The organism is Thiemannella venezuelensis (genome assembly GCF_014203605.1).
GTDB lineage: Bacteria > Actinomycetota > Actinomycetes > Streptosporangiales > Streptosporangiaceae > Planomonospora_A > Planomonospora_A venezuelensis.
Genome location: NZ_JACHJJ010000022.1, coordinates 124872 through 149940, shown reverse-complemented (window position 1 = coordinate 149940; position 25069 = coordinate 124872). Strand labels below are relative to the sequence as shown.

Annotated in this window: 24 protein-coding genes; 14 read left to right on the top strand and 10 right to left on the bottom strand. The window is 72.5% G+C overall.

Going from position 1 to position 25069, the window contains the following annotated elements; genetic code table 11:
* Positions 1-113 precede the first annotated feature (113 nt).
* Positions 114-557: a DUF4442 domain-containing protein gene (locus tag FHS22_RS27710; RefSeq protein WP_184946337.1), complete on the top strand. Its 444-nt coding sequence runs from the start codon at positions 114-116 to the stop codon at positions 555-557.
* A gap of 111 nt (positions 558-668) precedes the next feature.
* Here FHS22_RS27710 and rsgA read toward each other — a convergent pair whose 3' ends face one another.
* Positions 669-1763 carry a ribosome small subunit-dependent GTPase A gene (gene rsgA / locus FHS22_RS27705; RefSeq protein WP_377297581.1) on the bottom strand — a complete coding sequence of 365 codons (1095 nt, stop codon included), beginning with the start codon at positions 1761-1763 and terminating at the stop codon, positions 669-671.
* A complete protein-coding gene (gene aroA, locus FHS22_RS27700) occupies positions 1733-3046 on the bottom strand; it encodes a 3-phosphoshikimate 1-carboxyvinyltransferase (protein ID WP_184946336.1) in 1314 nt (437 codons plus the stop codon). The genes rsgA and aroA overlap by 31 nt, the downstream gene beginning before the upstream one ends.
* A 165-nt stretch (positions 3047-3211) precedes the next feature.
* Between aroA and FHS22_RS27695 the strand changes: the two genes are divergently transcribed.
* Positions 3212-3949 (top strand): SOS response-associated peptidase, encoded by a 738-nt coding sequence (locus tag FHS22_RS27695; protein WP_184946335.1) that lies wholly within the window; start codon positions 3212-3214, stop codon positions 3947-3949.
* 224 nt (positions 3950-4173) lie between these two features.
* A complete protein-coding gene (locus FHS22_RS27690; protein ID WP_184946334.1) occupies positions 4174-4506 on the top strand; it encodes a TraR/DksA family transcriptional regulator in 333 nt (110 codons plus the stop codon).
* 9 nt (positions 4507-4515) lie between these two features.
* Here FHS22_RS27690 and FHS22_RS27685 read toward each other — a convergent pair whose 3' ends face one another.
* Positions 4516-5256, bottom strand: coding sequence for a class I SAM-dependent methyltransferase (locus FHS22_RS27685; RefSeq protein ID WP_184946333.1), 741 nt, complete (start codon positions 5254-5256; stop codon positions 4516-4518).
* A gap of 285 nt (positions 5257-5541) precedes the next feature.
* On the opposite strand from FHS22_RS27685, the gene FHS22_RS27680 reads away from it, so the two are divergent.
* The 7 genes from FHS22_RS27680 to FHS22_RS27650 all read left to right on the top strand — a co-directional run bounded on the left by FHS22_RS27680 (position 5542) and on the right by FHS22_RS27650 (position 12293).
* Positions 5542-6147 (top strand): sigma-70 family RNA polymerase sigma factor, encoded by a 606-nt coding sequence (locus tag FHS22_RS27680; protein WP_184946332.1) that lies wholly within the window; start codon positions 5542-5544, stop codon positions 6145-6147.
* 61 nt (positions 6148-6208) lie between these two features.
* Positions 6209-6475 (top strand): mycothiol system anti-sigma-R factor, encoded by a 267-nt coding sequence (gene rsrA / locus FHS22_RS27675; RefSeq protein ID WP_184946330.1) that lies wholly within the window; start codon positions 6209-6211, stop codon positions 6473-6475.
* Between the two features lie 24 nt (positions 6476-6499).
* A complete protein-coding gene (locus FHS22_RS27670) occupies positions 6500-7471 on the top strand; it encodes an NAD-dependent epimerase/dehydratase family protein (RefSeq protein ID WP_338047982.1) in 972 nt (323 codons plus the stop codon).
* A 255-nt stretch (positions 7472-7726) separates the two neighbouring features.
* Positions 7727-9034, top strand: a complete 1308-nt coding sequence (locus FHS22_RS27665; RefSeq protein ID WP_338047981.1) for an HD-GYP domain-containing protein — start codon at positions 7727-7729, stop codon at positions 9032-9034.
* A gap of 175 nt (positions 9035-9209) precedes the next feature.
* A complete protein-coding gene (locus FHS22_RS27660; RefSeq protein WP_184946327.1) occupies positions 9210-10496 on the top strand; it encodes an HD-GYP domain-containing protein in 1287 nt (428 codons plus the stop codon).
* 110 nt (positions 10497-10606) lie between these two features.
* On the top strand, positions 10607-11989 hold the full coding sequence (locus tag FHS22_RS27655; RefSeq protein ID WP_338047980.1) for an acetyl-CoA carboxylase biotin carboxylase subunit: 1383 nt from the start codon (positions 10607-10609) through the stop codon (positions 11987-11989).
* A gap of 91 nt (positions 11990-12080) precedes the next feature.
* Complete coding sequence (locus FHS22_RS27650) at positions 12081-12293, top strand: biotin/lipoyl-binding carrier protein (protein WP_184946324.1); 213 nt, start codon at positions 12081-12083, stop codon at positions 12291-12293.
* 60 nt (positions 12294-12353) lie between these two features.
* Here FHS22_RS27650 and FHS22_RS27645 read toward each other — a convergent pair whose 3' ends face one another.
* Positions 12354-12734, bottom strand: coding sequence for a thioesterase family protein (locus tag FHS22_RS27645; RefSeq protein ID WP_184946322.1), 381 nt, complete (start codon positions 12732-12734; stop codon positions 12354-12356).
* Between the two features lie 23 nt (positions 12735-12757).
* On the opposite strand from FHS22_RS27645, the gene bsaP reads away from it, so the two are divergent.
* Together bsaP and FHS22_RS27635 are read left to right on the top strand one after the other, a co-directional pair.
* Positions 12758-13027 (top strand): biotin synthase auxiliary protein BsaP, encoded by a 270-nt coding sequence (gene bsaP, locus FHS22_RS27640; RefSeq protein ID WP_184946387.1) that lies wholly within the window; start codon positions 12758-12760, stop codon positions 13025-13027.
* 302 nt (positions 13028-13329) lie between these two features.
* Positions 13330-15009, top strand: coding sequence for a protein kinase domain-containing protein (locus FHS22_RS27635; RefSeq protein WP_260408344.1), 1680 nt, complete (start codon positions 13330-13332; stop codon positions 15007-15009).
* A 52-nt stretch (positions 15010-15061) separates the two neighbouring features.
* On the opposite strand, the gene FHS22_RS27630 is transcribed toward FHS22_RS27635, so the two are convergent.
* On the bottom strand, positions 15062-16750 hold the full coding sequence (locus FHS22_RS27630; RefSeq protein WP_184946319.1) for an acetolactate synthase: 1689 nt from the start codon (positions 16748-16750) through the stop codon (positions 15062-15064).
* 238 nt (positions 16751-16988) lie between these two features.
* Between FHS22_RS27630 and FHS22_RS27625 the strand changes: the two genes are divergently transcribed.
* The gene (locus tag FHS22_RS27625; RefSeq protein ID WP_184946317.1) at positions 16989-18683 is read left to right on the top strand and encodes a carotenoid oxygenase family protein; all 1695 of its coding nucleotides are present in this window, start codon (positions 16989-16991) and stop codon (positions 18681-18683) included.
* A gap of 10 nt (positions 18684-18693) precedes the next feature.
* On the opposite strand, the gene bioB is transcribed toward FHS22_RS27625, so the two are convergent.
* Together bioB and bioD are read right to left on the bottom strand one after the other, a co-directional pair.
* Positions 18694-19689, bottom strand: a complete 996-nt coding sequence (gene bioB / locus FHS22_RS27620; RefSeq protein ID WP_221474175.1) for a biotin synthase BioB — start codon at positions 19687-19689, stop codon at positions 18694-18696.
* 117 nt (positions 19690-19806) lie between these two features.
* Entirely contained in the window at positions 19807-20529 is a 723-nt protein-coding gene (gene bioD, locus FHS22_RS27615; protein ID WP_184946313.1) for a dethiobiotin synthase, read from the bottom strand.
* A gap of 265 nt (positions 20530-20794) precedes the next feature.
* Here bioD and FHS22_RS27610 point away from each other — a divergent pair, with 265 nt between their 5' ends.
* Positions 20795-21883: a hypothetical protein gene (locus FHS22_RS27610; protein ID WP_184946311.1), complete on the top strand. Its 1089-nt coding sequence runs from the start codon at positions 20795-20797 to the stop codon at positions 21881-21883.
* A 304-nt stretch (positions 21884-22187) separates the two neighbouring features.
* Here FHS22_RS27610 and FHS22_RS27605 read toward each other — a convergent pair whose 3' ends face one another.
* The 3 genes from FHS22_RS27605 to FHS22_RS27595 form a co-directional block, all read right to left on the bottom strand.
* The gene (locus tag FHS22_RS27605) at positions 22188-22754 is read right to left on the bottom strand and encodes a hypothetical protein (RefSeq protein WP_184946309.1); all 567 of its coding nucleotides are present in this window, start codon (positions 22752-22754) and stop codon (positions 22188-22190) included.
* Between the two features lie 236 nt (positions 22755-22990).
* Entirely contained in the window at positions 22991-23713 is a 723-nt protein-coding gene (locus FHS22_RS27600; RefSeq protein ID WP_184946307.1) for a GntR family transcriptional regulator, read from the bottom strand.
* Positions 23714-23837: 124 nt separating this feature from the next.
* Positions 23838-25001: an 8-amino-7-oxononanoate synthase gene (locus FHS22_RS27595; protein ID WP_260408343.1), complete on the bottom strand. Its 1164-nt coding sequence runs from the start codon at positions 24999-25001 to the stop codon at positions 23838-23840.
* Positions 25002-25069: the final 68 nt, after the last annotated feature.

The following is a 25069-nucleotide window of genomic DNA, read 5'->3' as shown; positions in this document are numbered from 1 at the left end:
GAACCGTGGGATTGTGTCGTGTCGTCGGTGTTCATGGGATAAGTCGGATAAATCGCAAAGAGCACTCGGGGTGTTCGCCGGACACCGTGTTACCGACGAGTAGCATCAGGGGCATGACCTTTGACGTGGGTGCCTTCATGCTGCAGAGCGTGCCGTTCGCGCGGATGCTGGACATCGCCTTCGAGAAGGTGGAGCCGGGCCTGGCGGTGTGCCGCCTGCCCGACCGCGCCGACCTCCACAACCACCTGGGCGGCCCGCACGCCGGAGCGCTGTTCACCCTCGCCGAGTCCGCCTCGGGCGCCGCGATGCTCTCCGCCTTCGGCGACCAGCTCTCCCGGGCGACCCCGCTGGCCGCGAACGCGGCGATCCGCTACGTGAAGCTCGCGATGGGCGAGGCCGTCGCCGAGGCGCGCCTGAGGGCCTCGCGGGAGGAGGTCGTGGCCAGGCTCGACGCGGGCGAGCGGCCCGAGTTCGACGTCGTCGTCGAGATCAGGACCGCCGACGGCACCCCCGTCTCGGAGATGACCGTCACCTGGACCCTGCGCCCCAACCGCTGAAGCGGCCTCCGGACCGGGCAGGCCCCCGGGACCGGAGGCCCGCCCGTGCGGCCCCGCCCGCTCGCCCTTGCGCGCCTCCGCCCGCCGGGTCTCCGGCGACCGGGTACGGCTCTAGGGGGCGTCCGGGCGGTCGTCGTCGGAGGTCCCCTCGCGGCTGGCGAGCAGGCGGCGCAGGGAGACCAGTCGGGCGGGGTCGGCGTGCCCGGCGGCGACCCAGGCGTCCAGCGCGCACTCCTCGGCCAGATGGGTGCAGCCCTTGGGGCAGCCGACCGTGCCCTCGACCAGGTCGGGGAACCCGGCCAGGACGGTCTCGGCCGAGACGTGGGCCAGGCCGAAGCTGCGCACGCCCGGGGTGTCGATGATCCAGCCGCCCTCCGGCAGCTCCAGGGCCACGGCGGAGGTGGAGGTGTGCCGGCCCCGGCCGGTCACCGCGTTGACGTGCGAGACGGCCCGGTTGGCGTCCGGGACCAGAGCGTTCACCAGGGTGGACTTGCCCACCCCCGAGTGCCCGACGAGCACGCTGAGCCGGCCCTCCAGCCGCTCCCGCACCTCGCCGAGGTCGCCGCCCCTGCGGACCACGACGTACGGCACGCCGAGCGGCGCGTAGAGCGCGACCAGCTCCTGCGGCGAGGCGAGATCGGACTTGGTGAGGCAGAGCAGCGGCTCGATGTCGGCGTCGAAGGCCGCCACCAGCATGCGGTCGATCATGCGGGGGCGGGGCGGCGGGTCGGCCAGGGCGGTGACGATCACCAGTTGCTCGGCGTTGGCGACCACGGGCCGCTCGATGCCGTCGGTGTCCTCGGTGTCGTCCGCGGACCGGCGGAGCATCGAGGTGCGGGGCTCCACGCGCACGACGCGGGCCAGGGTGTCGGGCCCGCCCGAGACGTCGCCCACCAGCGCCACCCGGTCGCCCACCACGATCCCCTTGCGGCCCAGCTCCCGGGCCTTCATGGCCACCACGACCCGGCCGCTCATCGCGGCGCCCTCGGCGCGGTCCTTCTTGCGCCGGCGGCCCTTCTCTCCCTCGGAGGCGATCAGGCAGGTGTAGCGCCCGCGGTCGACCGCCACGACGAAGCCCTCCACGGCCTCCTCGTGCGCGGGACGGATGCGGGTCCGCGGCCGGGAACCCTTCCCCGGCCGGATCCTGACGTCGTCCTCGTCGTACTCCCGCTTTCTCAGCGGTCCTCCTCCAGCATCCGTGCCCACATCGAGGCGAACTCCGGGAGGGTCTTACCCGTGGTCGCGATGTCCTCCACCTGGACGCCGGGCACCGCCAGCCCGATCACCGCTCCCGCCGTGGCCATCCGGTGGTCGGCGTAGGAGCGGAAGACCCCGCCGGTGAGCGGGCGCGGCCGGATCTCCAGGCCGTCGGAGGTCTCGTTCGCGTCACCGCCGAGATTGTTGATCTCGGCGACCAGCGCGGCCAGCCGGTCGGTCTCGTGCCCGCGGATGTGGGCGACCCCGCTGATCCGGCTGGGGGAGTCGGCCAGCGCGGCGAGGGCGGCGATCGTCGGGGTCAGCTCGGCGACGTCGCGCAGGTCGGCCTCGATCCCGCAGATCCGGCCGGTTCCGGTGACCGCCAGCCCCTCGGGCGTGCGCTCGACCGAGGCACCCATGTCCGCCAGCAGCTGCCGGAGCTGGTCGCCCGGCTGGGTGGTCTCCTCCGGCCAGCCCGGGATGACGACCGTGCCGCCGGTGACCATGGCGGCCGACAGGAACGGCGCCGCGTTGGACAGGTCGGGCTCCACGGTGAAGTCCCTGGCCAGGATCGGGCCGGGCGCCACCCGCCAGACGTCGGGCTCGGAGTCGTCGACCTGCACGCCGTACTCGCGCAGCATCTGGACGGTCATGCGGATGTGCGGCTGCGACGGGATCGGCGGGCCGTCGTGCCGGACCGTCACGCCCTTGGGGAAGCGGGCGGCGGTCAGCAGCAGGCCGGAGAGGAACTGGGAGGACCCCGAGGCGTCGAGCGTGACCTCCCCGCCGGTCAGCGGGCCGCGGACGGTGAACGGCAGGGCGTCGCCGGTCACCTCGGCGCCCAGGGCGCGCAGCGCGGCCAGGATCGTGCCCATCGGGCGTTTGCGGGCGTGCGGGTCGCCGTCGAAGGAGACCTCGCCGTCGGCCAGCGCGGCCATCGGCGGCACGAAGCGCATCACGGTGCCGGCGAGCCCCACGTCGATCCTGGCCCCGGCGGTGACCGGGCCGGGGGTGATCGCCCAGTCGAGGCTGGAGCCGCTCTCGCCGGAGGAGGCCATCGCGGCGCCGAGGGCGCGCAGGGCGTCGGCCATCAGGTCGGAGTCGCGGCTGCGCAGCGCCAGCCGCACCGTGCCGGGGCCGTCGGCCAGCGCGGCGAGCAGCAGCGCGCGGTTGGTCACCGACTTCGAGCCCGGCAGCGGGACGGTCGCGCGGACGGGACCGGCCGCGGTCGGGGCGGGCCACAGAGGCGCCGGCGAGGCGGACGGAGCGGGCGAGGCGGACGGCGTGGGCATGGGACAGAGCCTATCGAGGCCGCCCGGCCGGACGGGCAGGCACCCGGTCTCCCTGTGGACGGCCGCGGGCGGCCGCGGACGGCCGTGGACGGGCGCGGACGGGTGCAGGCGGTGGCGCCGGGTGCGGGGAGGGCGCCGGTGACCCGGGAGTGGCAGAGTGGGGGTATGTGCGGGAGATTCGCCTCTGCGCGGGGCAAGCACGAACTGCTGGAGGAGTTCGAGGTCGAGCTCGACGGGGCCGCCGACGATGAGCTCGGACCCGACTACAACGTCGCGCCGACGAAGCCGGTCTACGCGGTGCTCAGCCGGGTGCCGAAGCAGAACCCCGAGGGCAGGCCGGTGCGGCAGCTCCGGGTCATGAAGTGGGGGCTGGTCCCGGCCTGGGCCAAGGACCCGTCGATCGGCGCGAAGATGATCAACGCGCGGGTGGAGACGGTGGCGGAGAAGCCCTCGTTCCGCAAGGCGTTCGCCCAGCGCAGGTGCCTGCTCCCGGCCGACGGCTACTACGAGTGGGCCGTGCTGGAGGAGGCCGGCGCCAAGGGGAGGCCCAAGAAGCAGCCCTACTTCATCCATCCGGCCGACGGCGGGCCCATGGCCATGGCGGGGCTCTACGAGTTCTGGCGGGACCGCGGCCGGCCCGAAGACGACCCGCTCGCCTGGCTCACGACCTGCACGATCATCACCACCTCCGCCGTCGACGAGGCGGGGAAGGTCCACGACCGCATGCCGATGCTGATCGAGCGCGACCGGTGGGCCGACTGGCTCGACCCCGGCGTCGCCGACGCGCACGACTTCCTGGTCCCGGCCGGCTCCACCGGCCTGGTGATCCACCCGGTCTCCACCGCGGTGAACTCGGTGCGCAACAACGGGCCCGAGCTGATCGAGCCCCTCGGGAAGGACTGAGGCGGCGGCCGCCGCGCTCCCGGGGCCGGGCGGCCCGGCGGCGGCCGGGCGGTCCGCTAAAAACCCTCCGCAACCGGTGTAGGAACCATACCCAGCGGGCATCCGGTGAGGAAAGCGTGGCCTCCCCCCATGAGGTCACGCCACAAGAGTCCCCCTTTCGCGCCCGACGGGATGTCCGGGGAATCCCGTCGAAGGCCGCCCCCAGATCCCGGAGGTGCGGGTCCGTGAACGACGCGACCGCGCGTATGCGCCTGGAGAGCATTCTCGCCGAGCTCGACCGGTCGATCAGGGTGCTGAGGGGCGGCCCTCCGGAAGAGCGGGAGAGATCGGCCGCGGACGCGGGCTCCGACCTGACCGACGCCGACCGCAACCGGGCCATGCTGGACGTGGCCGTCCAGCACCGCCGCTCGGTCGTCGAGGCCCTCAAGCGGGTCGACGACGGGCGCTACGGCCTCTGCGTGGACTGCGGCAGGTCCGTGCCCGAGGGCAGGCTGGAGGCACGGCCCGAGGCCTCCCGGTGCGTGGAGTGCCAGTCCAGGCGGGAGCGCCGCCGCTAGCCGTACGGCTCACGCCTTGACGGCGCTGGCCACCAGGTGGATCCCGACCGTGTCGTCGTCGTCCGGATGGGCCTCCAGCTCGGTGCGGACCAGCCAGTTCAGCGCGCGGGAGTCGCTCGCGAGCACGTGGTCGACGGTCGAGGGGGACAGCACGGTGCGGGGCCGTACCCACTCGACCTTCAGCCCGGCCTCGGAGAGCAGCTCGCGGAGCTGGCCGCTGCTGAAGCACCTGGTGATGCTCCCGTCCGGCCAGGGCACGAGCATGACCTCGCCGGTCTGGCGCAGGTGGGCCCAGAAGTTCTGCTCGGCGAGGATCGCCATCCCCAGCACCAGCGAGTCGACGCAGACCAGCACCCGCCCGCCGGGGCGCAGCACCCGGGCGACGTCGCTCATCGCGGACTCGGCCATGAGCTCCAGCGACATCGCCCGGTCCTCGGCGAGCACGGCGTCCACGCTGCAGTCGGGCAGGAAGCGCAGGTCGTCGGAGCGGATCCGGCGGATCCGGTCGGCGTCCCGCAGCGGCGGCTGGCCGTCCAGCGCCTTGCGGAAGTCGATCATCTCGATCACCCGGTGCCCCGCCCGCGCCGCCTGCGCGGACCACCGCCCCTGGCCGCGGGAGAGGTCGAGGATGGTGGAGGGGGCCTGCGGGAGCCATCGGTTCAGCTGCTCGCCGGCGACCGCGCGGTAAAAGGTCCAGTACGGCCCGAGCGTTCCTGAGCCGTTCAGCTCTTCGGCCGGGATGGGCAGCACAAGCGGCTCCTGGCGTCGGGGTTTTCCGGTGGTCTGTAACTACCTGCCGGTACGTATCTTTTTCCCCGTACCGGGTTGTTCGTCACCTTCTATCTTGCGGGAACAGACGGTGTGCCGGGTGTGTTGCCAACGAACGGCGAACGATCCTTTCGGGAGGCTGGCAAGCGAATGCTCGTGTTGACCGAGCCCATCACCCGCCCCGGTGATCGGACTTTCCCTGGTGGGCGGGTATCCTCCGCTCAGTACGGTGTCCCGCGTCAGCAGGACACCGGCGATCCTAAGGGGGTGGGTCCGGTCCCTGCGACAGGCGCGGAGACTCTGGAGCAGCGGAGCGCACGGTTCGAGCGGGATGTGATGCCCTACCTCGACCAGCTCTACTCCGCCGCGCTCCGGATGACCCGGAATCCGGCGGATGCCGAAGACCTCCTCCAGGAGACCTTCGCCAAGGCGTTCGCGTCCTTCCACCAGTTCCAGGAAGGCACGAACCTCAAGGCCTGGCTTTACCGCATCCTCACCAACACCTTCATCAACAGCTACCGCAAGAAGCAGCGGGAGCCCAAGCAGGCCGGCACCGAGGAGATCGAGGACTGGCAGCTCGCCAGGGCCGAGTCGCACACCTCGACCGGGCTGAAGTCGGCCGAGATCGAGGCGCTCGAGCATCTCCCCGACAGCGACGTCAAGGACGCGCTCGCCGCGCTTCCCGAGGAGTTCCGCATCGCGGTCTACCTCGCCGACGTCGAGGGCTTCCCCTACAAGGAGATCGCGGAGATCATGGGAACCCCCATCGGGACCGTGATGTCGCGGCTCCACCGCGGCCGGCGGCAGCTGCGGACGCAGCTGGAGGACTACGCCCGCGAGCGCGGCCTGGTCCCCGCGGAGGGTGCGAAATGAGCAGGCGAGCCGATACGCGCCGTGAGCTCGCGAGCTCGGGGCCTCTGGGCGAGGTGATCGTATGAGCTGTGGAGACCACCACGACACGGACTGTCGCGAGGTTCTGGAGAAGGTGTACACCTATCTCGACGGGGAACTGGACGAGGGCAACTGCGTCGACATCCGCCAGCACCTCGACGAGTGCAGCCCCTGCCTGAAGGAGTACGGCCTGGAGCAGGTGGTCAAGCAACTGGTGGCCAGGCACTGCGGGTGCGACCCCGTGCCGGACGACCTGCGCTCCAAGATCCTGAGCCGGATCGACCAGGTCCGGAGCGAACTGGCGACCTGACCTTCTAGTATCGCTCGTACGGCGATGGCCATACGAACACGGGGGGTCGGAATGCGGGTGCTCGTCACCGGAGGTGCCGGATTCATCGGGTCGAACCTGGTGGACCGGCTGCTGGAGGACGGCCATGAGGTCGCGGTCGTGGACGACCTGTCCTCGGGCAGCCGGGCGAATCTCGCCGGCGCGGCCGCCGGTCCCCGCTTCGCCCTGCACGAGATGGACATCCGCGATCCCGCCCTGGCCGACCTGGCCGAGTCCTGGAGGCCGGAGGTCGTCTGCCACCTCGCCGCGCAGATCAGCGTGCGCAAGAGCGTGGCCGACCCGGTCCACGACGCCAGGCTCAACGTGGAGGGCACCGCCGCCGTCCTGGCCGCCGCGCACCGCGGCGGCACGCGCAAGGTCGTCTTCGCCTCCTCCGTCGCGGTGTACGGCAGGCCCGCGGTCATCCCGGTCCCCGGGGACGCGCCCACCGACCCGCGCTCGCCGTACGCGGCCTCGAAGCTGAGCGGGGAGACCTATCTGGCGGCCTTCCGGGCGCTGCACGGCATCGACTACACCACGCTCGTGCTCTCCAACGTCTACGGCCCGCGGCAGTCCCCCGACGGCGAGGCCGGGGTGGTCGCCATCTTCACCGACGCGCTGCTCAACGGCGCCCCCACCGTGGTGTACGGCGAGGGCACGCAGACCCGCGACTACATCTTCGTCGAGGACGTGGTGGACGGGTTCGCCCGCGCCTGCGGGGACGTGGGCGGCGGCGGCCGGTTCAACCTGGGCACCGGGGTGGAGACGACCGACCGGCGGCTGCACACCCTGGTCGCCGAGGCGGTGGGAGCGGCCGACGAGCCGGGCGGCGCCCCCGCCCGGCTGGGCGACCTGCCGGCGATGGCCGTCGACCCGGTCCCCGCCCTCGAGGCGCTGGGCTGGCGGCCCAGGACGGACCTGGCCACCGGTCTGAAGGCCACCGTCGAGTGGGCGAGGACACGCTCCGCAACGCAATAGGCCCGGATAAGTCGGATTTGTGTACCGACCGTGCTTGAATGATTACACTTTGCTTGCGATTATCGGTCCGCCCTCCCCCGTCATGTGCGCTTCTGTAGCCTGAGTGACGAAATCAACGTGGAGGCAGCGCATGTTGAAGGAAACACCTCGGCCGGCACACTCGGGGATCACCTGGACATGAGCGCGCACCCTTAGGACTCCTGGGTGGCCGCATTGCGTGGACTGCCATGGCCTGCCAAGGTCTATCTTGTCGCCGTGATCGGCGCCGCCTTCGGGCTGCTCGGGCGCAGCGTGGCGAGCGGCGGTTTCGCGTCGCTCGACTGGCCCACGCTCCTGGTCCTGGCCCTGCTGTTCCTGGTGTGCGAGTCGATGCCGACCCTGCTCAGCGTCAGGCAGACGGCGGTCTCGGTCAGCTTCTCGGCCGCGCTCGCCGCGGTGGTGCTGGTCGGCCCCGAGGGCGCCGCACTGGTCGGCATGACGGCCGTGCTCAGCGTGCACCCGGGGCTGCCGCCGCTGAAGCGGCTGTTCAACGGCTCCCAGTTCGCCATCTGCGGTTACGTCGCGGGCTGGGTCTACCTGGAGCTGCTCGACGGCGGATCCGGCGTGCCGGGCGTCTCGGGGCCGGACTTCGCCGAGGTGATCGTGCCGTTCGCGGGCGCGGCGGCGGTGTTCGTGCCGCTCAACTTCGTCCTGATCGCGCTCGTCCTCGTCACGACGGGCCAGGCCGACCAGGTGCCGTTGCGCGGGCTCGCCCAGTTCCTGGTCTCCTACCTGGGGTACGCCACCTTCGGCCTGCTGATCGCGGGGCTCTGGGCGACGGTCAGCTCGATCTCCGCGGTGCTGGTGCTGGTCCCGCTGTTCGTCGCCCGCTGGGCCTTCGGCCAGTACCTCGCGCAGCAGCGCTCCTACGACGCCACGATCGCGGCGCTCTGCCAGGCGGTGGAGACCAAGGACTACTACACCCGCGGCCACTGCACCCGCGTCTCGCTGGCCTCCGGCATGATCGCCGAGGAGATCGGGATGGGTCCCGAGCGGCTGCGGGCGATCCGCTACGCCGGCATGCTCCACGACGTGGGCAAGCTGGGCGTGCCGACCAAGGTGCTGCAGAAGGAGGGGCCGCTGACCGAGGAGGAGTTCGCCGCCATCCAGCTCCATCCGATGCGCGGGCTGGAGATCGTGCGCGGCATCGACTTCCTGGACGAGGCGTTCGCCGGGATCATGCACCACCACGAGCGCGTCGACGGCAGGGGGTACCCGATGGGCCTGGCCGGGGACGAGATCCCGGAGTTCGCCCGGATCATCGCGGTGGCCGACGCCTTCGACGCGATGACCTCCGACCGCTCCTACCGCAACGCCCGGTCGGTCGAGGTCGCCACGGCCGAGCTGCGCAAGGGCGCGGGCACCCAGTTCGACCCGGCGATGGTCGGCGCCTTCGCCAGGGCTCTGGAACGCGACGGATGGGAGCCCACGCGCAGGACCGCCCCGCCGCCGGAGGGCGCGGCGGAGACCACCAAGGACCACGACGACCCGACCGCGCCGATCCAGGTGGTGTCGGAGCGGTGAGCCGCCGAGCGAGCGCAGCGAGTGAGAAGGCGAACGCGACCGTCCAGTGCGGAGCGGTGAGCCGCCGAGCGAGCGCAGCGAGTGAGAAGGCGAACGCGACCGTCCAGTGCGGAGCGGTGAGCCGCCGAGCGAGCGCAGCGAGTGAGAAGGCGGATGCGACTGTGGGCGGGGAGCGATGAGCAGTACGGCGGTGCCGGTCACGCGGGGGTTCCGGCGGCTCGATTCCGGGCAGCTCCTGCTCATTTCGGTGGCGGGCCTGGTGGCTGTGGCCGGGGTGGCGCACACCGCGGTGGCGGGGCTGGTGCAGCCGGAGGTCGCGATCGGGTTCGGGGCGCTGATCGCCGCCGGGGAGCTGGCCAGGCTCACGATGCCGGGCAACCGGGAGGTGGCGCCCATCGGCGCCGCGGCCGCGCTGGGCTACACGCTCCTGCTCGACGTGGGCGTCACCCCGGCGGGCCATCCGGCGCTGCAGGTGGTGGCGGTGCTGACGGTCGGGATGGCCGCGGGGACCCTGCCCCATCTGGCGGTCGGGCGCCCTCCGCAGCTCGACGCGATGTCCCGGCGGCTGGTGACCGGGTCCCTGCTGGCCTTCGCCTACCGGCCGCTGGCCGGTTCGCTGCACGCGGCGACGGAGGGCTCCGGGGAGGCCGAGGGGAGCTGGACGCCCGCGCTGGTCGTGATGGTCCTGCTGACCCTGGCGACGCTGCTGGTGGACGTGGTGCTGGCGGCGGTGCTCCGGGCCGAGCAGGTGCGCGCCGCGTTCGGCGTGGCCGTCCACGACGAGCTGCGGATGGCCGCTCCGCTGGGCGTGGCCGTGGCGGCCTCCGGTGTCCTGCTCGCGCTGGCCTCGCACAGCATGGACATGGCGGCGCTGCTGGTCTTCGCGGCCCCGCTGCTGGTCACGCAGGTGGCGTTCCGCAAGTACGCCGGGATCCGGGCCACCTACCTGCAGACGGTCCGGGCGCTCTCCCAGGCCACCGAGGTCGCCGGGTACGTCGAGCCCGGTCACTCGCGCCGGGTGAGCCGCCTGTCGGTGGCGGCGGGCCGGGAGCTGGGGATGGCCGAGCCCGAGCTGCTGGAGCTGGAGTACGCCGCGCTCATGCACGACATCGGGCAGCTCTCGCTGCGCGATCCGATCCCCGGCGGCGCGACCGTGCACGTCGGCGGCGAGCAGGCGCGGCGCATCGCCGAGCTGGGCGCCGAGGTGATCCGGCAGACGGGGGTGCTGGAGCGCGTCGCGGAGATCGTCCGCCGCCAGTGCGACCCCTGTGCCGAGATGCCGCCTCTGGCGAGCCGGATCATCAAGGTCGCCAACGCCTATGACGACCTGGTCGGCGGTTCGACCGACCGGGACCGGGCCGGGGCCGCCATGGAGCGGCTCCGGCTCGGCTCGGGCGGGGAGTACGATCCCGCGGTCGTCGACGCGGTGGCTCTGGTCGTCGGCCGGCTGGGGCATCGCTGAGCGCCGGGCCGGGGGCCGCCGGATCGCGTGTCGTTGTGGGTTTCCTACAGATCGCCTCGCCGCGATCGGTGGTTTCGGGCGAAGGGCTCGGCCGAGATCCCGGTCGTAGGGTGGAGCGGTCGAAAGGGGTCCACCAGGTGTTCGAGTCCGTTCTGGTCGCAAACCGCGGCGAAATCGCCCGGCGAATCATCCGCACGGTCCAGCGCATGGGGCTGCGCGCCGTGGCGGTGTACTCCGAGGCCGACGCCGATCTTCCGTTCGTGAAGGAGGCGGACGAGGCGATCCTGTTGGGTCCCGCCAATCCGGCGCAGAGCTATCTCGACGCGGAGAAGGTCCTCGAGGCCGCCCGCGTGTCGGGGGCGCAGGCGGTCCACCCCGGTTACGGCTTCTTCTCGGAGAACGCGGCGTTCGCCCGCGCGGTGATCGAGGCCGGGCTCGTCTGGGTCGGTCCCTCCCCCGAGGCGATCGAGCGGATGGGTGACAAGATCAACGCCCGGAACCTGATGGAGGAGGCGGGCGTGCCGGTCGCGGCGGGCACGCGGGAGCCGGTCACCGATCTGGAGAAGGCGGTGGCCGCCGCGGCCGAGATCGGTTACCCGGTGATGGTGAAGACCGCCGGGGGCGGCGGCGGCATCGGCATGGGGGTCGCCCATGACGAGGCCGGGCTGGTCAAGGCGTTCGAGACGGCCGCGCGGGCCGCGGCGAGGTTCGGCGGCGGAGGGGACGCGGCCGGGCGGGAGGGTCCGGCGATCCTGCTCGAGCGCTACATCGGGCGGGCCCGCCACGTCGAGGTGCAGATCCTCGGCCTGGCGGACGGCACGGTCGTCGCGCTGGGCGAGCGGGACTGCTCGGTGCAGCGCCGCCACCAGAAGGTCGTGGAGGAGTCGCCGTCGCCGGGCATCACTCCGGAGCTGCGCGAGCGCATGCTGGCGGCGGCCGTACGGGCGGGTGAGGCCGTGGGCTATCTCGGGGCCGGGACCGTGGAGTGCCTGGTCGACGCGGACGAGCAGGACTTCGTCTTCCTGGAGATGAACACCAGGCTGCAGGTGGAGCACCCGGTGACCGAGCTGGTCACCGGCGTGGACCTGGTGGAGCAGCAGCTGCGGATCGCGGCGGGGGAGCGGACCGAGGTGCCGTCGGCCGTGCGCGGCCACGCGATCGAGTTCCGGGTCTACGCCGAGGACCCCAAGCGGTTCTTCCCGGGGCCGGGGAGGATCGTCGAGTGGGAGGAGCCGTCGGGGGAGGGTGTCCGGGTCGACTCCGGCTATGCCGGGGGGAACACGGTGACGCCGTTCTACGACCCGCTCATGGCCAAGTTGTGCGTGTACGGCGAGACCCGGGCCGAGGCGCTGGAGCGCGCCCGGGAGGCCGTGGCGGGTTTCCGGGTAGAGGGACCGAAGAACAACCTGCCGTTCTGCGCGGAGCTGCTGGAGCGTGCCGAGTTCGTCGACGGCGACTACGACACGGGACTGGTGGCCCGGATGCGGGCCTGACCGGGCGGCGGGACGGCGAGTGTGACGTGCGGCCGGCGGGAGATCCGCGCGGGCGTGACCAGTGGCAGGCGATGAGTGATGGGAGTTCCCGGTGGCTGAAGTACGCGCGGAGATGGTGGCGAACGTCTGGAAGGTGCTCGTCTCGGAGGGCGACACCGTTGAGGACGGCGACACCCTGGTCATCCTGGAGTCCATGAAGATGGAGATCCCGGTGATCGCCGAGGACGACGGCGTGGTGGCCCAGTTGAAGGTCGCCGAGGGCGACGTCATCCAGGAGGGCGACCTCATCGCCGTCATCGAGTGATCGCGGGTCGTCGCCGCGCCGGCGGAGGCCGGGCCCGTCCCGGTCCTCGCCGGAGGAGGGTCAGCGGGTGAGTCTGGCGAGGAAGCGGTCGCGGTCGACGACGACGCGTTCGATCGTGCCGGTGGCGACGGTGGTGTGCCGGTCGCCGGCGGTGAAGGCGAAGACGAGGCGGCGGCCGTCGACCTCGGTGAGCTCGGTGGAGATCTCGACGTGGGCGCCGATCGGGCTGGCCGCGAGGTGCTCCAGGGCGACCCTGGTTCCCACGGTGGTCTCGCCGGGGCCGAGGGCGCCGGCGATCGCCTGGACGGTGGCCTGCTCGGCGAGGGCCAGCAGACGGGGCGTGCCCAGGACGGGGACGTCCCCGCTGCCGATCTTCATCGCGGTGTCCTCTTTCTCGACCATGACGAGGAGTCGGGCGCGCAGACCGGGAGCGAGCGTCATGCATGTCAGCATAAGGTCTTTCCGTGACCTCCTACTGTGACCACCGGGACCACCCGGAGGCCCATTGCGAGCGCCGGGACCGCCCGGAGGCCCCCGACCACGGTGGCCGCTCCGCGGCCTACTGCGACCACTGCGGCCGTCCGGCGGAGGAGGGCGGGCACGCGGCCTGCCTGGCCGCCAGGGCGATGGAGCCGCCGCGCTACTGCGTCCGCTGCCGCCGCCGGATGGTGGTCCAGGTGACGCCGCTCGGCTGGTCCGCCCGCTGTGTGGAGCACGGCACTCTGGGCGGCTGACGGCGTCGGCGGGAACGGCGGAGCCGGGGAGGCGGAGGAGGATCGCACGGTGGCGTTGAGCGGGGGCGGTTTCCCATCGGAGTGGGCAAGCTATATAAAAGCGTCCAAAGTTTCAGATTTTGTGTCATGCTGCCGCTCGTCCCTGGAGTGCGGATCGGGCGGCATACAGAGTTTCGTTACTCCGCCGTGATGTCGCTGCGACACGGATCCGCTTTGTTGGAGAACCCTGGGGTGGGAGTGGAGAGGGTTACGGGGGAGTAGTCATGGTGGCCCAAGGCACGATGCTGGCTGGGCGGTATCGCTTGGATACCCGCATCGGCGCAGGCGGCATGGGCGAGGTCTGGCGCGGTGAGGACACCGTGCTGGCCCGCACCGTCGCCGTCAAGGTGCTGCTCCCGGGCCGCACCGAGGACCCCGGCTTCCTGGTGCGTTTCCAGGGCGAGGCCAGGGCGATGGCGACGATCAACCACCCGGGGGTCGTGGACGTCTACGACTACGGGGCTCACGAGGTGCCCGGCGCGGGGGCGACCGTCTACCTCGTGATGAAGTTCGTGGACGGCGAGCCGCTGGACCGGCTGCTCGCGCGGCTGGGGAACATCGCCCCCGGCGCCGCGATGGAGCTCATCGCCCAGGCGGCCTCGGCCCTGCAGGCCGTGCACGACCAGGGCATCGTCCACCGGGACGTCAAGCCCGGCAACCTGATGGTCCGGCCCGACGGCACGCTCGTGCTCACCGACTTCGGCATCGCCAGGTCCGACGCGGCCAGCCGGCTGACCGACGCGGGGATGGTGCTCGGCACCGCCGCCTACTGCGCTCCCGAGCAGGCCGAGGGCGCGCCGGTCACCCCGGCGGTGGACGTCTACGCCCTGGGCGTGGTCGCCTACGAGTGCCTGGCGGGCCAGCGGCCCTTCGACGGCGACAGTCCTGTCACGATCGCGCTCAAGCACATCCGCGAGGCCCCGCCGCCGCTTCCCGCGTCGATCCCGCCCGGGGTCCGGGCGCTGGTGGAGCGGGCGCTGTCCAAGGACCCGGCCCGCCGTTTCCCCTCCGCCGCCGCGATGAGCACCGCCGCACGGCAGGCGGTGCTCGCCCCGGAGACGGGCGCGGTCCCGCCGGTCCAGGCCGGGCACGAGACCGGCCGGCCGGGCCCGCAGCAGACCGGGTGGCAGGCGGCCGCGCAGCAGACCGGGTGGCACGACGCCCACGGGCCGCAGAGCGACCCCCGGGCAGCGGCCCAGCCGACCGGCTGGCAGGACGCCTCGCCGGTGACCGGTCTCCAGGCCGCCGCGCAGCCGACGGCCGGGTGGCAGGGCGGCACGCCGACGGAGCCGCCGTCGGCCGCCGAGCCCCAGCCCCGCGGCCGGGGCCGCCGCGCGCAGCGGCAGAAGCGCCGGGGCGGCGTGCTGGTCGCCTCCGTCGGGGCGCTCGCGGTCTGCGTCGGCCTCACCACGGTGGCGCTCAACGCGATGGCGACCTCCAGCGACGATCCCGTCCGCAAGGAGAACATGGGCAAGGCCGTCACCTCGCCCGCCGTGACGGAGCCCGCCGAGCCCTCGACGAGCCCCTCCCCGCGGAAGACCCCCCGGCGGACGGCCACGGCGCGTCCTGCGGAGAGCCGGCCGACGAGCCGGCCCACCCCGACGCCGACGCCGACCCCCACCCCGACGCCCACTCCCACTCCGACCCCCACCCCGACCCCCACCCCGACGCCGTCGGTGGTGAGGAAGAAGGTGCCGGACGTCATGGGGATGATGCCGGAGGCGGCGGTGGAAACGCTGAAGAAGGCGGGTCTGAAGGCGAAGCTCTCCTACGACGCCGCGACCGACCCCGACGCGTGCACGAAGGTGGTCGAGCAGCGGCCCGGCGCGGGGACCATGCGCGACGTCAAGCTGCCGGTGGAGCTCACCCTGGTCAACGTCTCGTGTCCGCCGACCCCCACCCCGTCGGCCACGCCGAAGGCCACGCCCAAGCCCACCTCCTGACGCGGCGCCCGGCCGCACCGGCTCCGGCGGGACCGGAGCCGGTGGCCGAGGGTCAGATGCCGGTGGTGGCGCGGGGGTAGGCGACGGCCGGGTCGGTGGCGACGTTCACCATGTACGGCACGCCGGAGTCGAACGCGCGGCGCAGCGCCGGGCCGATCTCCGACGGGTCGGTGACCAGCTCGCCGCCGCCGCCGAGGGCGGTCACCACCTGGTCGTAGCGGCACTGCGGCTGCAGCTCGGCGGCGACGTCGTAGCCGTAGAGCATCTGCATGGGGTGCTTCTCCAGCCCCCACATGCCGTTGTTGCCGCAGATCATCACCACCGGCAGGCGGTGCCGTACCAGGGTGTCCACGTCCATCAGCGAGAACCCGGCCGCGCCGTCGCCGAGCAGCAGCACCACCTGGGAGGAGGGGCGGGCCAGCCGGGCGGCGATGGCGTAGCCCAGCCCGGTGCCCAGGCAGCCGTAGGGGCCCGGGTCGAGCCAGTTGCCGGGGCGGCGGGGCTCGACGTACTTGCCCGCGTAGGAGACGAAGTCGCCGCCGTCACCGATCACCACGGCGTCGTCGGCGAGGATCCTCCCGAGCTCGCCGTAGATCCGCATCGGGTGGATCGGGTCGGAGCCGGCGGCGAGCAGCTCGGCGTCGCCTGCGATGGCGGCGGCCGCGGCCTCGGCGAGCTTCGCCAGCCACGGCGCGTACGTCTTGGGGGAGACGCCCGCCTCGGCGCAGGCCGCGGTGAGCCCCCAGAAGACCAGCGAGAGGTCGCCGGCGGCGGCCCCGGCGGGCTGGGTGTGCGTGGCGAGCTGCGAGGGCGCGTCGACCAGGTGCACGACCTTCGCCGGCTGCGCCGGCGCGCCGTCCTCACTGCCGCTGCGCCCGCCCGGGGGACGACCCCCGGAACCCCCGAAGAGGCCGTAGCCGAGCCGGAAGTCCAGCGGGGTGCCGGCCACGATCACCAGGTCGGCCTGGGCGAACGCGGCCCCCCTGGCCCGGTTGACCAGCAGTTCGTGCCCGGCGGGCAGGATGCCCCGGCCCTGGCCGTTGGGGATGACCGGCAGGCGGTACTCCTCGGCGAAGCTCCGGGCGACCTCCTCGGCCCGGTCCATCCACACGTCGGAGCCGAGGACCAGCACCGGCCGCTCGGCCTCGGCGAGCAGCCGGGCGATGTGGGCCAGCGCGTCGGCGTCGGGCTCCAGCGGCGAGGGGGTCATCGTCTCGGCCGCGTGCGGGGTCGCCGGGGCGAACAGGTGGTCCATGTGGAAGTCGAGGAAGACCGGGCCGCGGTGCGGGGCGATGGCGGTCCGGAAGGCCATCTCGACGTCCTGGCCGATGGAGTCGGCGCCCGAGCCGGTGAAGGCCAGCTTGGTGATCGGCTCGAACAGCGGCGGGTGGTCCATCTCCTGCAGCGCGCCGGAGCCCCAGCGCGACTGCGGGGCCCGGCCTCCCATGACGACGACGGGGGAGCCGTTGAAGTGCGCCGTGGCCACCCCGCTGACCCCGTTGGTGATGCCGGGACCGGCGGTGAGCACGGCCAGGCCGGGCCTGCGGGTCAACCGGGCGGTCGCCTCGGCGGCGAATACGGCGCTCTGCTCGTGCCGTACGTCGAGGATCCGCACGTCCTCGTGGACGGCTCCGTCGTAGAGGGGGAAGACGTGTCCGCCGGAGAGGGTGAACATCGTGTCGATGCCGTAGGCCTTGGAGACGGCGACGGCGATGTCGCCCGCGTGCTTCGGAGACTCCATGCGCGAAACCTACCAGTCAGTCACTTAGCCGGACAGGGGAGTTGCCGGGGGATCCGTGGGCCTATCCCTCCCCTGATTCCCCCTCGTCACACGCGCGCACGATAACGCCGCCGTACGGTCCGTGACCGCTCTACGGCAGATCCTTGACCGAACCGCCGGAGCCGCCGCCCTTGACGGGAGCGGCGGGAAGGACGTTGATGGACAACGAATCCAATTCGGTTTCCCGGGAGGGACTGCCATGCCGATCCCGCGCTCGATCCTCACCAAGGGGGACCTCCCCGACCTGGACCTCGCCGTCGTGGCCGGGAAGTGGCCCGCCGACATCTCCGGGCACGTCCTGATCAGCACGTCGGACCAGCGCAGCAACCCGGTCCACGCCTTCTTCGGTGACGGCGTACTCGTCCGGCTGGCCCTCGAACCCGGCACCGACGGCGCCCCCGGCGGCCGTTTCGCCTGGCGGCCCCGCGTGATCGACACCCCGTCCGTACGGCTCCGCCGCAGGCGCCCCGACCTGTTCCGGTCCGGCCCGGTCGGCACCTCCTCGCCCTTCGGCTCCGTCAACGCCGCCAACACCGCCCCGCTGCCCTGGGGCGACCGGCTCTTCGCCACCTGGGACGCCGGACGGCCCGTCGAGGTCGACCCGATCACCCTCGCCTTCCTCGGGGAGGTCGGCCACCGCGACGACTGGGCCCCCGTCCTGGACGCCCCGGCCCTTCCCTCGATCCTGACCACCGCCCACCCCGTGGTCGACCCCGATCGCGGCTGCCTGTGGTCGGTGACGCGCGACCCGCTCACCGGCGTGCTCTCGGTCGTCCGCTACGACGGCGACGGCCGGCACGTGCGGCGCTGGCCCGTCGAGGGGGCGGAGTTCCCGCAGGCCACCCACACCATCACGCAGACCCGCCACTGGCTGGTGCTCGCCGACACCGCCTACAAGGTCGACCTCGACGAGGTCCTCGGCGCGGGCGACCGCACGGTGGCCAACAACCCCGGCGGGCCGCTGGTGCTCGTCCGCAAGGACGCCCTGGACGACGCCCCGCCCGGCACGCCGGTGCGCGGCGCCGTCTTCCGGATCGCCCCCGAGGTCAACCACTTCTACGCCGCCTACGACGACTCCGCGGGGATCCGCGTCGTCATGGAGCACACCCCCGGCGTCGACATCGGCATGTACCTGCGCGAGGACGACACCGACGTGTACGGCCACCCGATCGACCCGGCCCTGCGCGGCATGTACTGCCACGCCATGTCCCCGGCCCTCACCACCGTCCTGGAGTTCGACCCCGTCGCCGGGAGCGTCACCGACGTCGCCCGCCTGTACGATCCGGAGCGCTACTGGCAGGCCGAGCTGTCGGCCCTCGACTGGTCCCTGGAGGGGCAGCTCGCCCCGACCCGGCACCACCTGGTCTTCCAGGGCTTCCAGCCCGAGGCGGTCAACGGGCGCGCGCTGCGCAACTACGGCTCGCGGGTGGACCGGTCGCTGCTCCCCGCCGGGCAGACCCCGGCCGTGCTCGCCTCCCTGGAACGCGACTCGCTCAAACCGCTCTCGGAGTGGGCCTGGGCGCTGGACGACTACCCGACCTCGCCCGTGTTCGTGCCCAGGAGCCCCGGCGGGCCCGGCCGCAGCCGCTACGCGGGGGCCGAGCCCGGCGGGCACGACGGTTACGTCGCCGTGGTCGTGCACAACGACGACCGCTTCCGGGTCGAGGTCTTCGACGCCGCCGCCGTCTCGCGCGGCCCGGTGGCCACGCTGGCCCCGGCTCCCGGAACGGTCGTCCCTTTCATGATCCATTCGGCCTGGATGCCGGCGGCCCGGCCCGCCGACCCCTCGATCGAACGGCTCCGCTTCGCCGACGACCTCGACGACCGGCTCGCCCAGCTCGATCCCGGCCTCCAGGCCGTCGCCCGCGAGGTCGCCGCCGAGCAGGGGGCCTGAGCCGGGCGGATCAGAGCGTCTGGGACAGGGCCTTGATCGGCATCTTCAGGTCGGCCAGCAGCTCCAGGTCCTTGTCCGCGGTGCGGCCGAGGGTGGTCAGGTAGTTGCCCACGATGATGGCGTTGATCCCGCCGAGCATGCCGTCACGCGTGCCCAGGTCGCCCAGGGTCAGCTCGCGGCCCCCGGCGTAGCGCAGGATCGTGCGGGGCAGCGCCAGCCGGAACGCGGCGATCGTCTTGAGCGCCTCGGCGCCCTCCAGCAGCGGGAGCGACTCGAACGGCGTGCCGGGGCGCGGATTGAGGAAGTTGAGCGGGACCTCGTCGGGCGCCAGCTCGCCGAGCTGCCCGGCGAACTCCGCCCGCTGCTCCAGGGTCTCGCCCATGCCGACGATGCCTCCGCAGCACAGCTCCATCCCGGCCTCGCGGACCATCAGGCAGGTGTCCCAGCGCTCCTCCCAGGTGTGGGTGGTGACGACCGCGCCGAAGTGGGACCGCGCGGTCTCCAGGTTGTGGTTGTAGCGGTGCACGCCCATCTCGGCCAGCTCGTCCACCTGGGCCTGGGTGAGCATGCCCAGCGAGCAGGCGACGTTGATGTCCACCGCCTCGCGGATCGCCTTGACGCCCTGGCGGACCTGGTCCATGAGCCGCCGGTCGGGACCGCGCACGGCGGCCACGATGCAGAACTCCGTCGCGCCGGTCGCGGCGGTCTCCTCTGCCGCCCGTACGAGAGAGGGGATGTCCAGCCAGGCCGCGCGGACCGGGGAGGTGAACTGGCCGGACTGGGAGCAGAAGTGGCAGTCCTCCGGGCAGCCGCCGGTCTTGAGGGAGACGATCCCCTCGACCTCCACTTCGGGGCCGCACCACTTCATCCGCACTTCGTGGGCGAGGGCCAGCAGGTCGGGCAGGCGCTCGTCGGGCAGGCGCAGGCACTCCAGCGCCTGCGCGGCGTCCAGTCCGCGGCCTTCGGTCAGGACCTGGACCCGGGCGATCTCGAGGATGTCGCTCAACTGATGGCTCCACATCGTAGGGATCGGCTACGGCGCAAGCTTAGATAGCCCGGGTGCGGCCGGGAAGCCGGTGGAGCGGACCCGGGGCGGGGAGGGCGGCCCGGCGGAGGGGCCGGATCAGGGGGAGATCGCGAAACCGGCGCGGAAGGCGGCGGGGTCGAACCGGCCGCCGAGCGCCGCGCCCAGCCCGGCGCGGGCCGTGCGGACGAAGGACTCCCGGTCCAGCGCGCCGGCCCCCTCCGGCAGCGCGCCCGCCAGCGGCCGGGCGGCCAGCATCTCCAGGTCCGCCACGTTGGACCGCTCGGCCAGGCCGGGTTCGGCCGGCCACGAGCCGATCACCACTCCCGCCAGGTCCAGCCCCCGGCCGGCCATCGCCTCCAGCGTCAGCGCGGTGTGGTTGAGCGTGCCCAGCGCGGCCCTGGCGACCACGAGGACCGGTGCCCCGAGCGTCCGGGCGAGGTCGGCGATCGTGGTCCCCTCCTCGTCGAAGCGGACGAGCAGGCCGCCCGCGCCCTCCACGAGCACCAGCCGGTGCGACGCGGCGAGGTCCCTGATCGTCTCGACGGTCTCGGCCGCGGAGACCGGGGGCAGGTCCGCCAAACGCGCGGCGGCTGCCGGGGCCAGCGGGTCGGGGAAGCGGGCGAGCTCGAAGGTGGTGGTGACCCCGGAGAGCCGGATGACGTCGTCCACGTCACCGGGTTCGCCCTCCGCGACCCCGGTCTGCGCGGGTTTGACCACCGCCACCGACGCCCCCCGCTCCCACGCGAGCGCCGCCACCGCGGCCGTGACGATCGTCTTCCCCACTCCGGTGTCGGTCCCGGTCACCACGAGAATGCTCACCCGCCACACCCTACGGTGTACGGCGGGCCGGGGCGGGTCCCGGATTTCCCCGGCGGGAGTGTGTTCCCGGGACGTTGTGCGGCGCGAGGTGCGGGCACCTCGCGCCGCGACCTTGCGGTTGATCGGGTGATCGATGCCGAAAAAAGGCTGTTTAGGGAAGTTGCGAAAAGCCGTGTCGCCGCGGTGGGCAGCCGGGCGAGTGATTTTTTGGAGATGTCGTATTGTTCGCACAGAAAGCATGAAAATGGGATCATCTCCTGCTGTAGTGGACACTGAGGTGTTCGTCGCCCTGAGGGTGCCCCACCGGCCGGTGGCCTCCCGGCTGCGGCGGGCCGCCCTGCCGCTCGTCATCGCCGGAGCGCTGCTGACCGCTCCGGCGGCCGTGACCGTCCCGGCCGCCGCGGCGGCCGTCCCCGCACCCCGGCCGTCCGGCCCGTCGCTGGAGCAGCGGCCGTTCCCGCCCACCGACGTCCGGCTGTTCACTCCTGAGGTGTATCCGGCCTCCGGGCCGATGGTCCCCGCGGCGGGGCCGGCACCCGGCCAGCTCGAACTGTCCCTGCGGCTGTCGTCGACCTTGGGGCGCCGCTGCCCCGCACGCGTCGGGGAGGGATCGTTGCTGTTCTCCGTCGATCCGGGGCTCCGCCGTACGGTCCCGGACCCCAACCTGAGGGCCGCCGCCGTGGCGCTGCTGTGCACCTTCGGTGAGCCCGCCGTCGCGGTCCTGCGCGGCACCGCGTTCACCGGCGTCCGCTACGCCGCCCTCCCGCCCGCGTCGATCGCGCAGGTCGCTCCTCCGGGGCCCGGTGAGACGGCGCCGAACATCGTGGTCAACTCGAGGTACCGGAACGAGGACTTCCGGCTGCTCGCCCCGGTCCTGTTCCACGAGACGCTGCACCAGGACACGAACCCCAGCAACAAGGAAGAGCTGATCGCCGGCGCACTGGACTCGCTGGTGTACGCCCAGCAGCTCCTGACCGCGCCGGAGCAGGCGATCTCGGGCACCGAGCTGGCCAGGCGGCAGAACACCAAGCTGATGGCGCGGGTCAACAGCGGTCCGGGCGCCCGGCTGGGACTGTTCACCGCCAACGGCCCCAACGTCTACCCCGGGGGCACCCCGCTGTCCTCCTTCGCCGCGGCTTTCCCCTCCGGCGGCCCGGCGACCACGCCGGGCAACACCGCCCTGCGCCGGACGCTGCGGCTGATCGCCGCCCCCGGCGCGACACCGCCGCCCGGCGCGAACTTCGACGACGCCACCCTGCAGTTCATCGACGCCAACCAGGGACTGAGCCCGGCGGAGGTGCTGCACACCGCACAGAACCTGCGGCTCGACACCGCTCCCCTCAGGACGCGCTGAGCCGCCGGGCGGCGGTCCCGGCGGCCGGAGCACCCACGCGGGGCGCGGAGACGGTCCGCGCCCCGCCCGTGAATCCCAGGACCTGCCAGGTCACGGGGCCGGAAGCGGTCGGAGCGGACGACGAACCGATGTTTTCCGGCCGCAGACGGATGGTGTCCTGCCCTCAGGACCGGCGGTGCGACAGAGTGCTTGACGACTGAGGGGCAACGAGTGGATACTGACGGTGTCATGTCCTCTGGGGCATGGAAGTGGCGCCGGGAACCCCCCGATGGAATCGGGAGCCCGGCGTTCGCGTTTTCTCCCCTCATTCTTCCGCTGTCTCCAGCAACGTGACCCGCTCTTCGAACAGGGGCCACCATCGGTGATCCCCATCCAGCCATCCGGTCACGATGCCTGCTACAACGTCGGCCGTCCATAGCGCGGCGTCCGCGCTGGCCCGTTCCCAACTGACTGACATATCGGCAGAGATGCATCCACGCCGTCGCAGAACCGTGAGGATCGCTCTGTCGCCTGCGTCCTGCTCGCGACGTGACTCGAGGACCACGGCATCGACATGGCGTGCGGACAGTTCCGGCAACAATCTGATCAGACAGTGCCGCCTGGCGCGTTCTGAACGGCCCGCGCTGCCGTACAGGTTGATGGCGACCACTGACGCGCAGTCCAGAGAGGCCACCGTCTGAGCGATGAGTGACTTGCGCGGGGGCCGTTCCGTTCTCCAGTGGACGGTGGGCGCCTTGCCGTACCGAAGGGTGTCCATCAACGATCTGACGTGATCGAGCTGCTCCATCGGTATGAGAACCGCGGCAAGCGTGTAGACGCAGTCGTCGTCCTGGCGGATGCGACAGCTTTCATCAACGAAAGCGAAGAGCATCCGCTCAACTTACATTACTTAACGCATCCATTTCTTTACTGTCTGATATGGGTGGGAGCGTCAGTGGAGGATGGGGCGGGCATCAGGTGGCTCACCGAAGCGACTTCTCCACGGGCGGGCGGAGGCGGCCCACCTGGCGCAGCCGACCCTTAACGGTGCCGTCGCTTCGGAGAAGCCCGTCCTGCCATCCCGCAGGGCTCCGCCTCGGGTTCTTGGAGGGAGGCGGAGCCCTTGTGTCAGGGGCGGCGCAGGCGGGTGACGAACTTGTAGCGGTCGCCGCGGTAGAGGGACTGGGCCCACTCGACCGGGTTGCCGTCGGCGTCGAAGGCGTGCCGGGTCAGCAGCAGCATGGGCAGGCCGACGTCGACGCTCAGCACCTGGGCGTCGTACGGCGTCGCGAGCACGGTCTCGATGACCTCCTCGGCGTCCGTCAGCCGCACGTTGTAGGCGTTGTGCAGCGTCTCGTACAGCGACGAGTGCACCTCCAGCTCGCGGCGGAGCCGGGGGAAGCGGCGGGCCGACAGATGGGTGGTGTCGATCGACATCGGCTCGCCGTTGGCCAGGCGGAGCCGGTGGATGCGGAGCACGCGGCCGCCGGGGTTGATGGCCAGGCGGCGGGCCAGGGGCTCGTCGGCGGTCACGTAGCTGATGTCGAGGATCTTGGTGTCCGGCTCCAGCCCGACGGTGCGCAGGTCGCCAGTGTAGGAGGTGAGCTGGAGGACCTGGGCGACCTTGGGCTGGGCGACGAACGTGCCCTTGCCCTGGATGCGGACCAGGCGGCCCTCGACCACGAGCTCGGAGAGCGCCTGGCGCACGGTGGTCCGCGACGTCTCGAAGCGGACCGCGAGGGTCCGCTCCGGGGGCAGCGCACTGCCCGGGGAGAGGCTCTTGGTGAGCGCCAGCAGGCTCCGCTTGACGTCGTAGTATTTCGGGATCCGGGGAGAGTCGTCCGTGGTCATGGGAGCTCCTCGCCCGCAGGGGAGACCACCGGGGACACCCCGGAGAACACGGCGGGACACGCCGTGCCGCGTTCGCCCGCCTCGCCGGACCCGTTCACGCACCCGCCCGCATCGCCGCGCTCGCTCACATACTCACCTTCATTTCGGCCACGGCGGTGAGCGCACCCCGGATCACCGCGAGATCATCGGAACTCAGATTGGCCCGTGCGGTCAACCGCAGGCAAGAGCGGCCGACCGGCACCGAAGGCGGCCGGAAGCATCCGGCGCGCACCCCGTGCTCCGTGCAGATGGCGGCGGCCCGGAGTGCGGTCTCGGGACGGCCGAGAACGATGGGGACGACCGCACCTGCCGGCTCGCCGGTCTCCAGGCCGAGTCCGCGGGCCATGGCGGCCAGCTCCTCCGCTCTGGTCCGCACGAGTTCGGGCAGTTCGGGCTGAGTCCGAAGGATATCCAGCGCGGCGAGTGCCGCGGCCACGCTTCCCGGCGCCAGGCCGGTGTCGAAGATGAACGAGCGGCCCGTGTCCACCAGGGTTTCGATCACTTCGGGGGCGCCGAGCACGGCTCCGCCCTGGGCACCGAGGGACTTCGACAGTGTGACCGTTCTCACAATCGCCCGTTCACCGGCCAGACCCGCCCCGTACACCGCGCCCCGCCCCTCGGGGCCGATCACACCGAGCGCGTGCGCCTCGTCGACGACCAGCAGCGCGCCCTGCCGTACGGCCGCCGCGTGCAGCTCCCCGACCGGCGCCAGGTCCCCGTCGACGGAGAAGACCGCGTCGGTGACGACGATCGCGTGCTCCTCCTCCCGGTCGGCGAGGGCCTTCTCGACGGCCGTCACGTCCTTGTGCGGGGTGACCACCACGCGGGAGCGCGAGAGCCGGCAGGCGTCCACGATCGAGGCGTGGTTGCCCGCCTCGGAGACCACGAGCGTGCCGGGGCCGGCCAGGGCCGCGACGGCCGCCAGGTTGGCCAGGTAGCCGGAGGAGAACACCAGGGCGCCCTCGGCCCCGGTGAAGCCGCACAGCGCCGCCTCCAGCCGGGCGTGCAGCGCGGTGGAGCCGGTGACCAGGCGGGAGCCGGTGGAGCCGGTGCCCCAGGCGAGGGTCGCCGCCACCGCGGCCTGGGCCACCCGCGCGTCCCTGGCCAGGCCGAGATAGTCGTTGGAAGCCAGGTCGACCAGGCCGTCGTCGTCGGGTGTGCGGGCGCGCAGCGTGCGCCGCAGCCCCGCGGCCTCCCGGGCGGCCGTCGCCGTGCGGAATCGTGCCAGCGGATCCGGAGTCTGCTCCATGGGGGGCATTTTCGCAGTCAGGCGCGCCCGATTCGCGTTCGGGCCAGCAAAGAACGCATGATGCACGG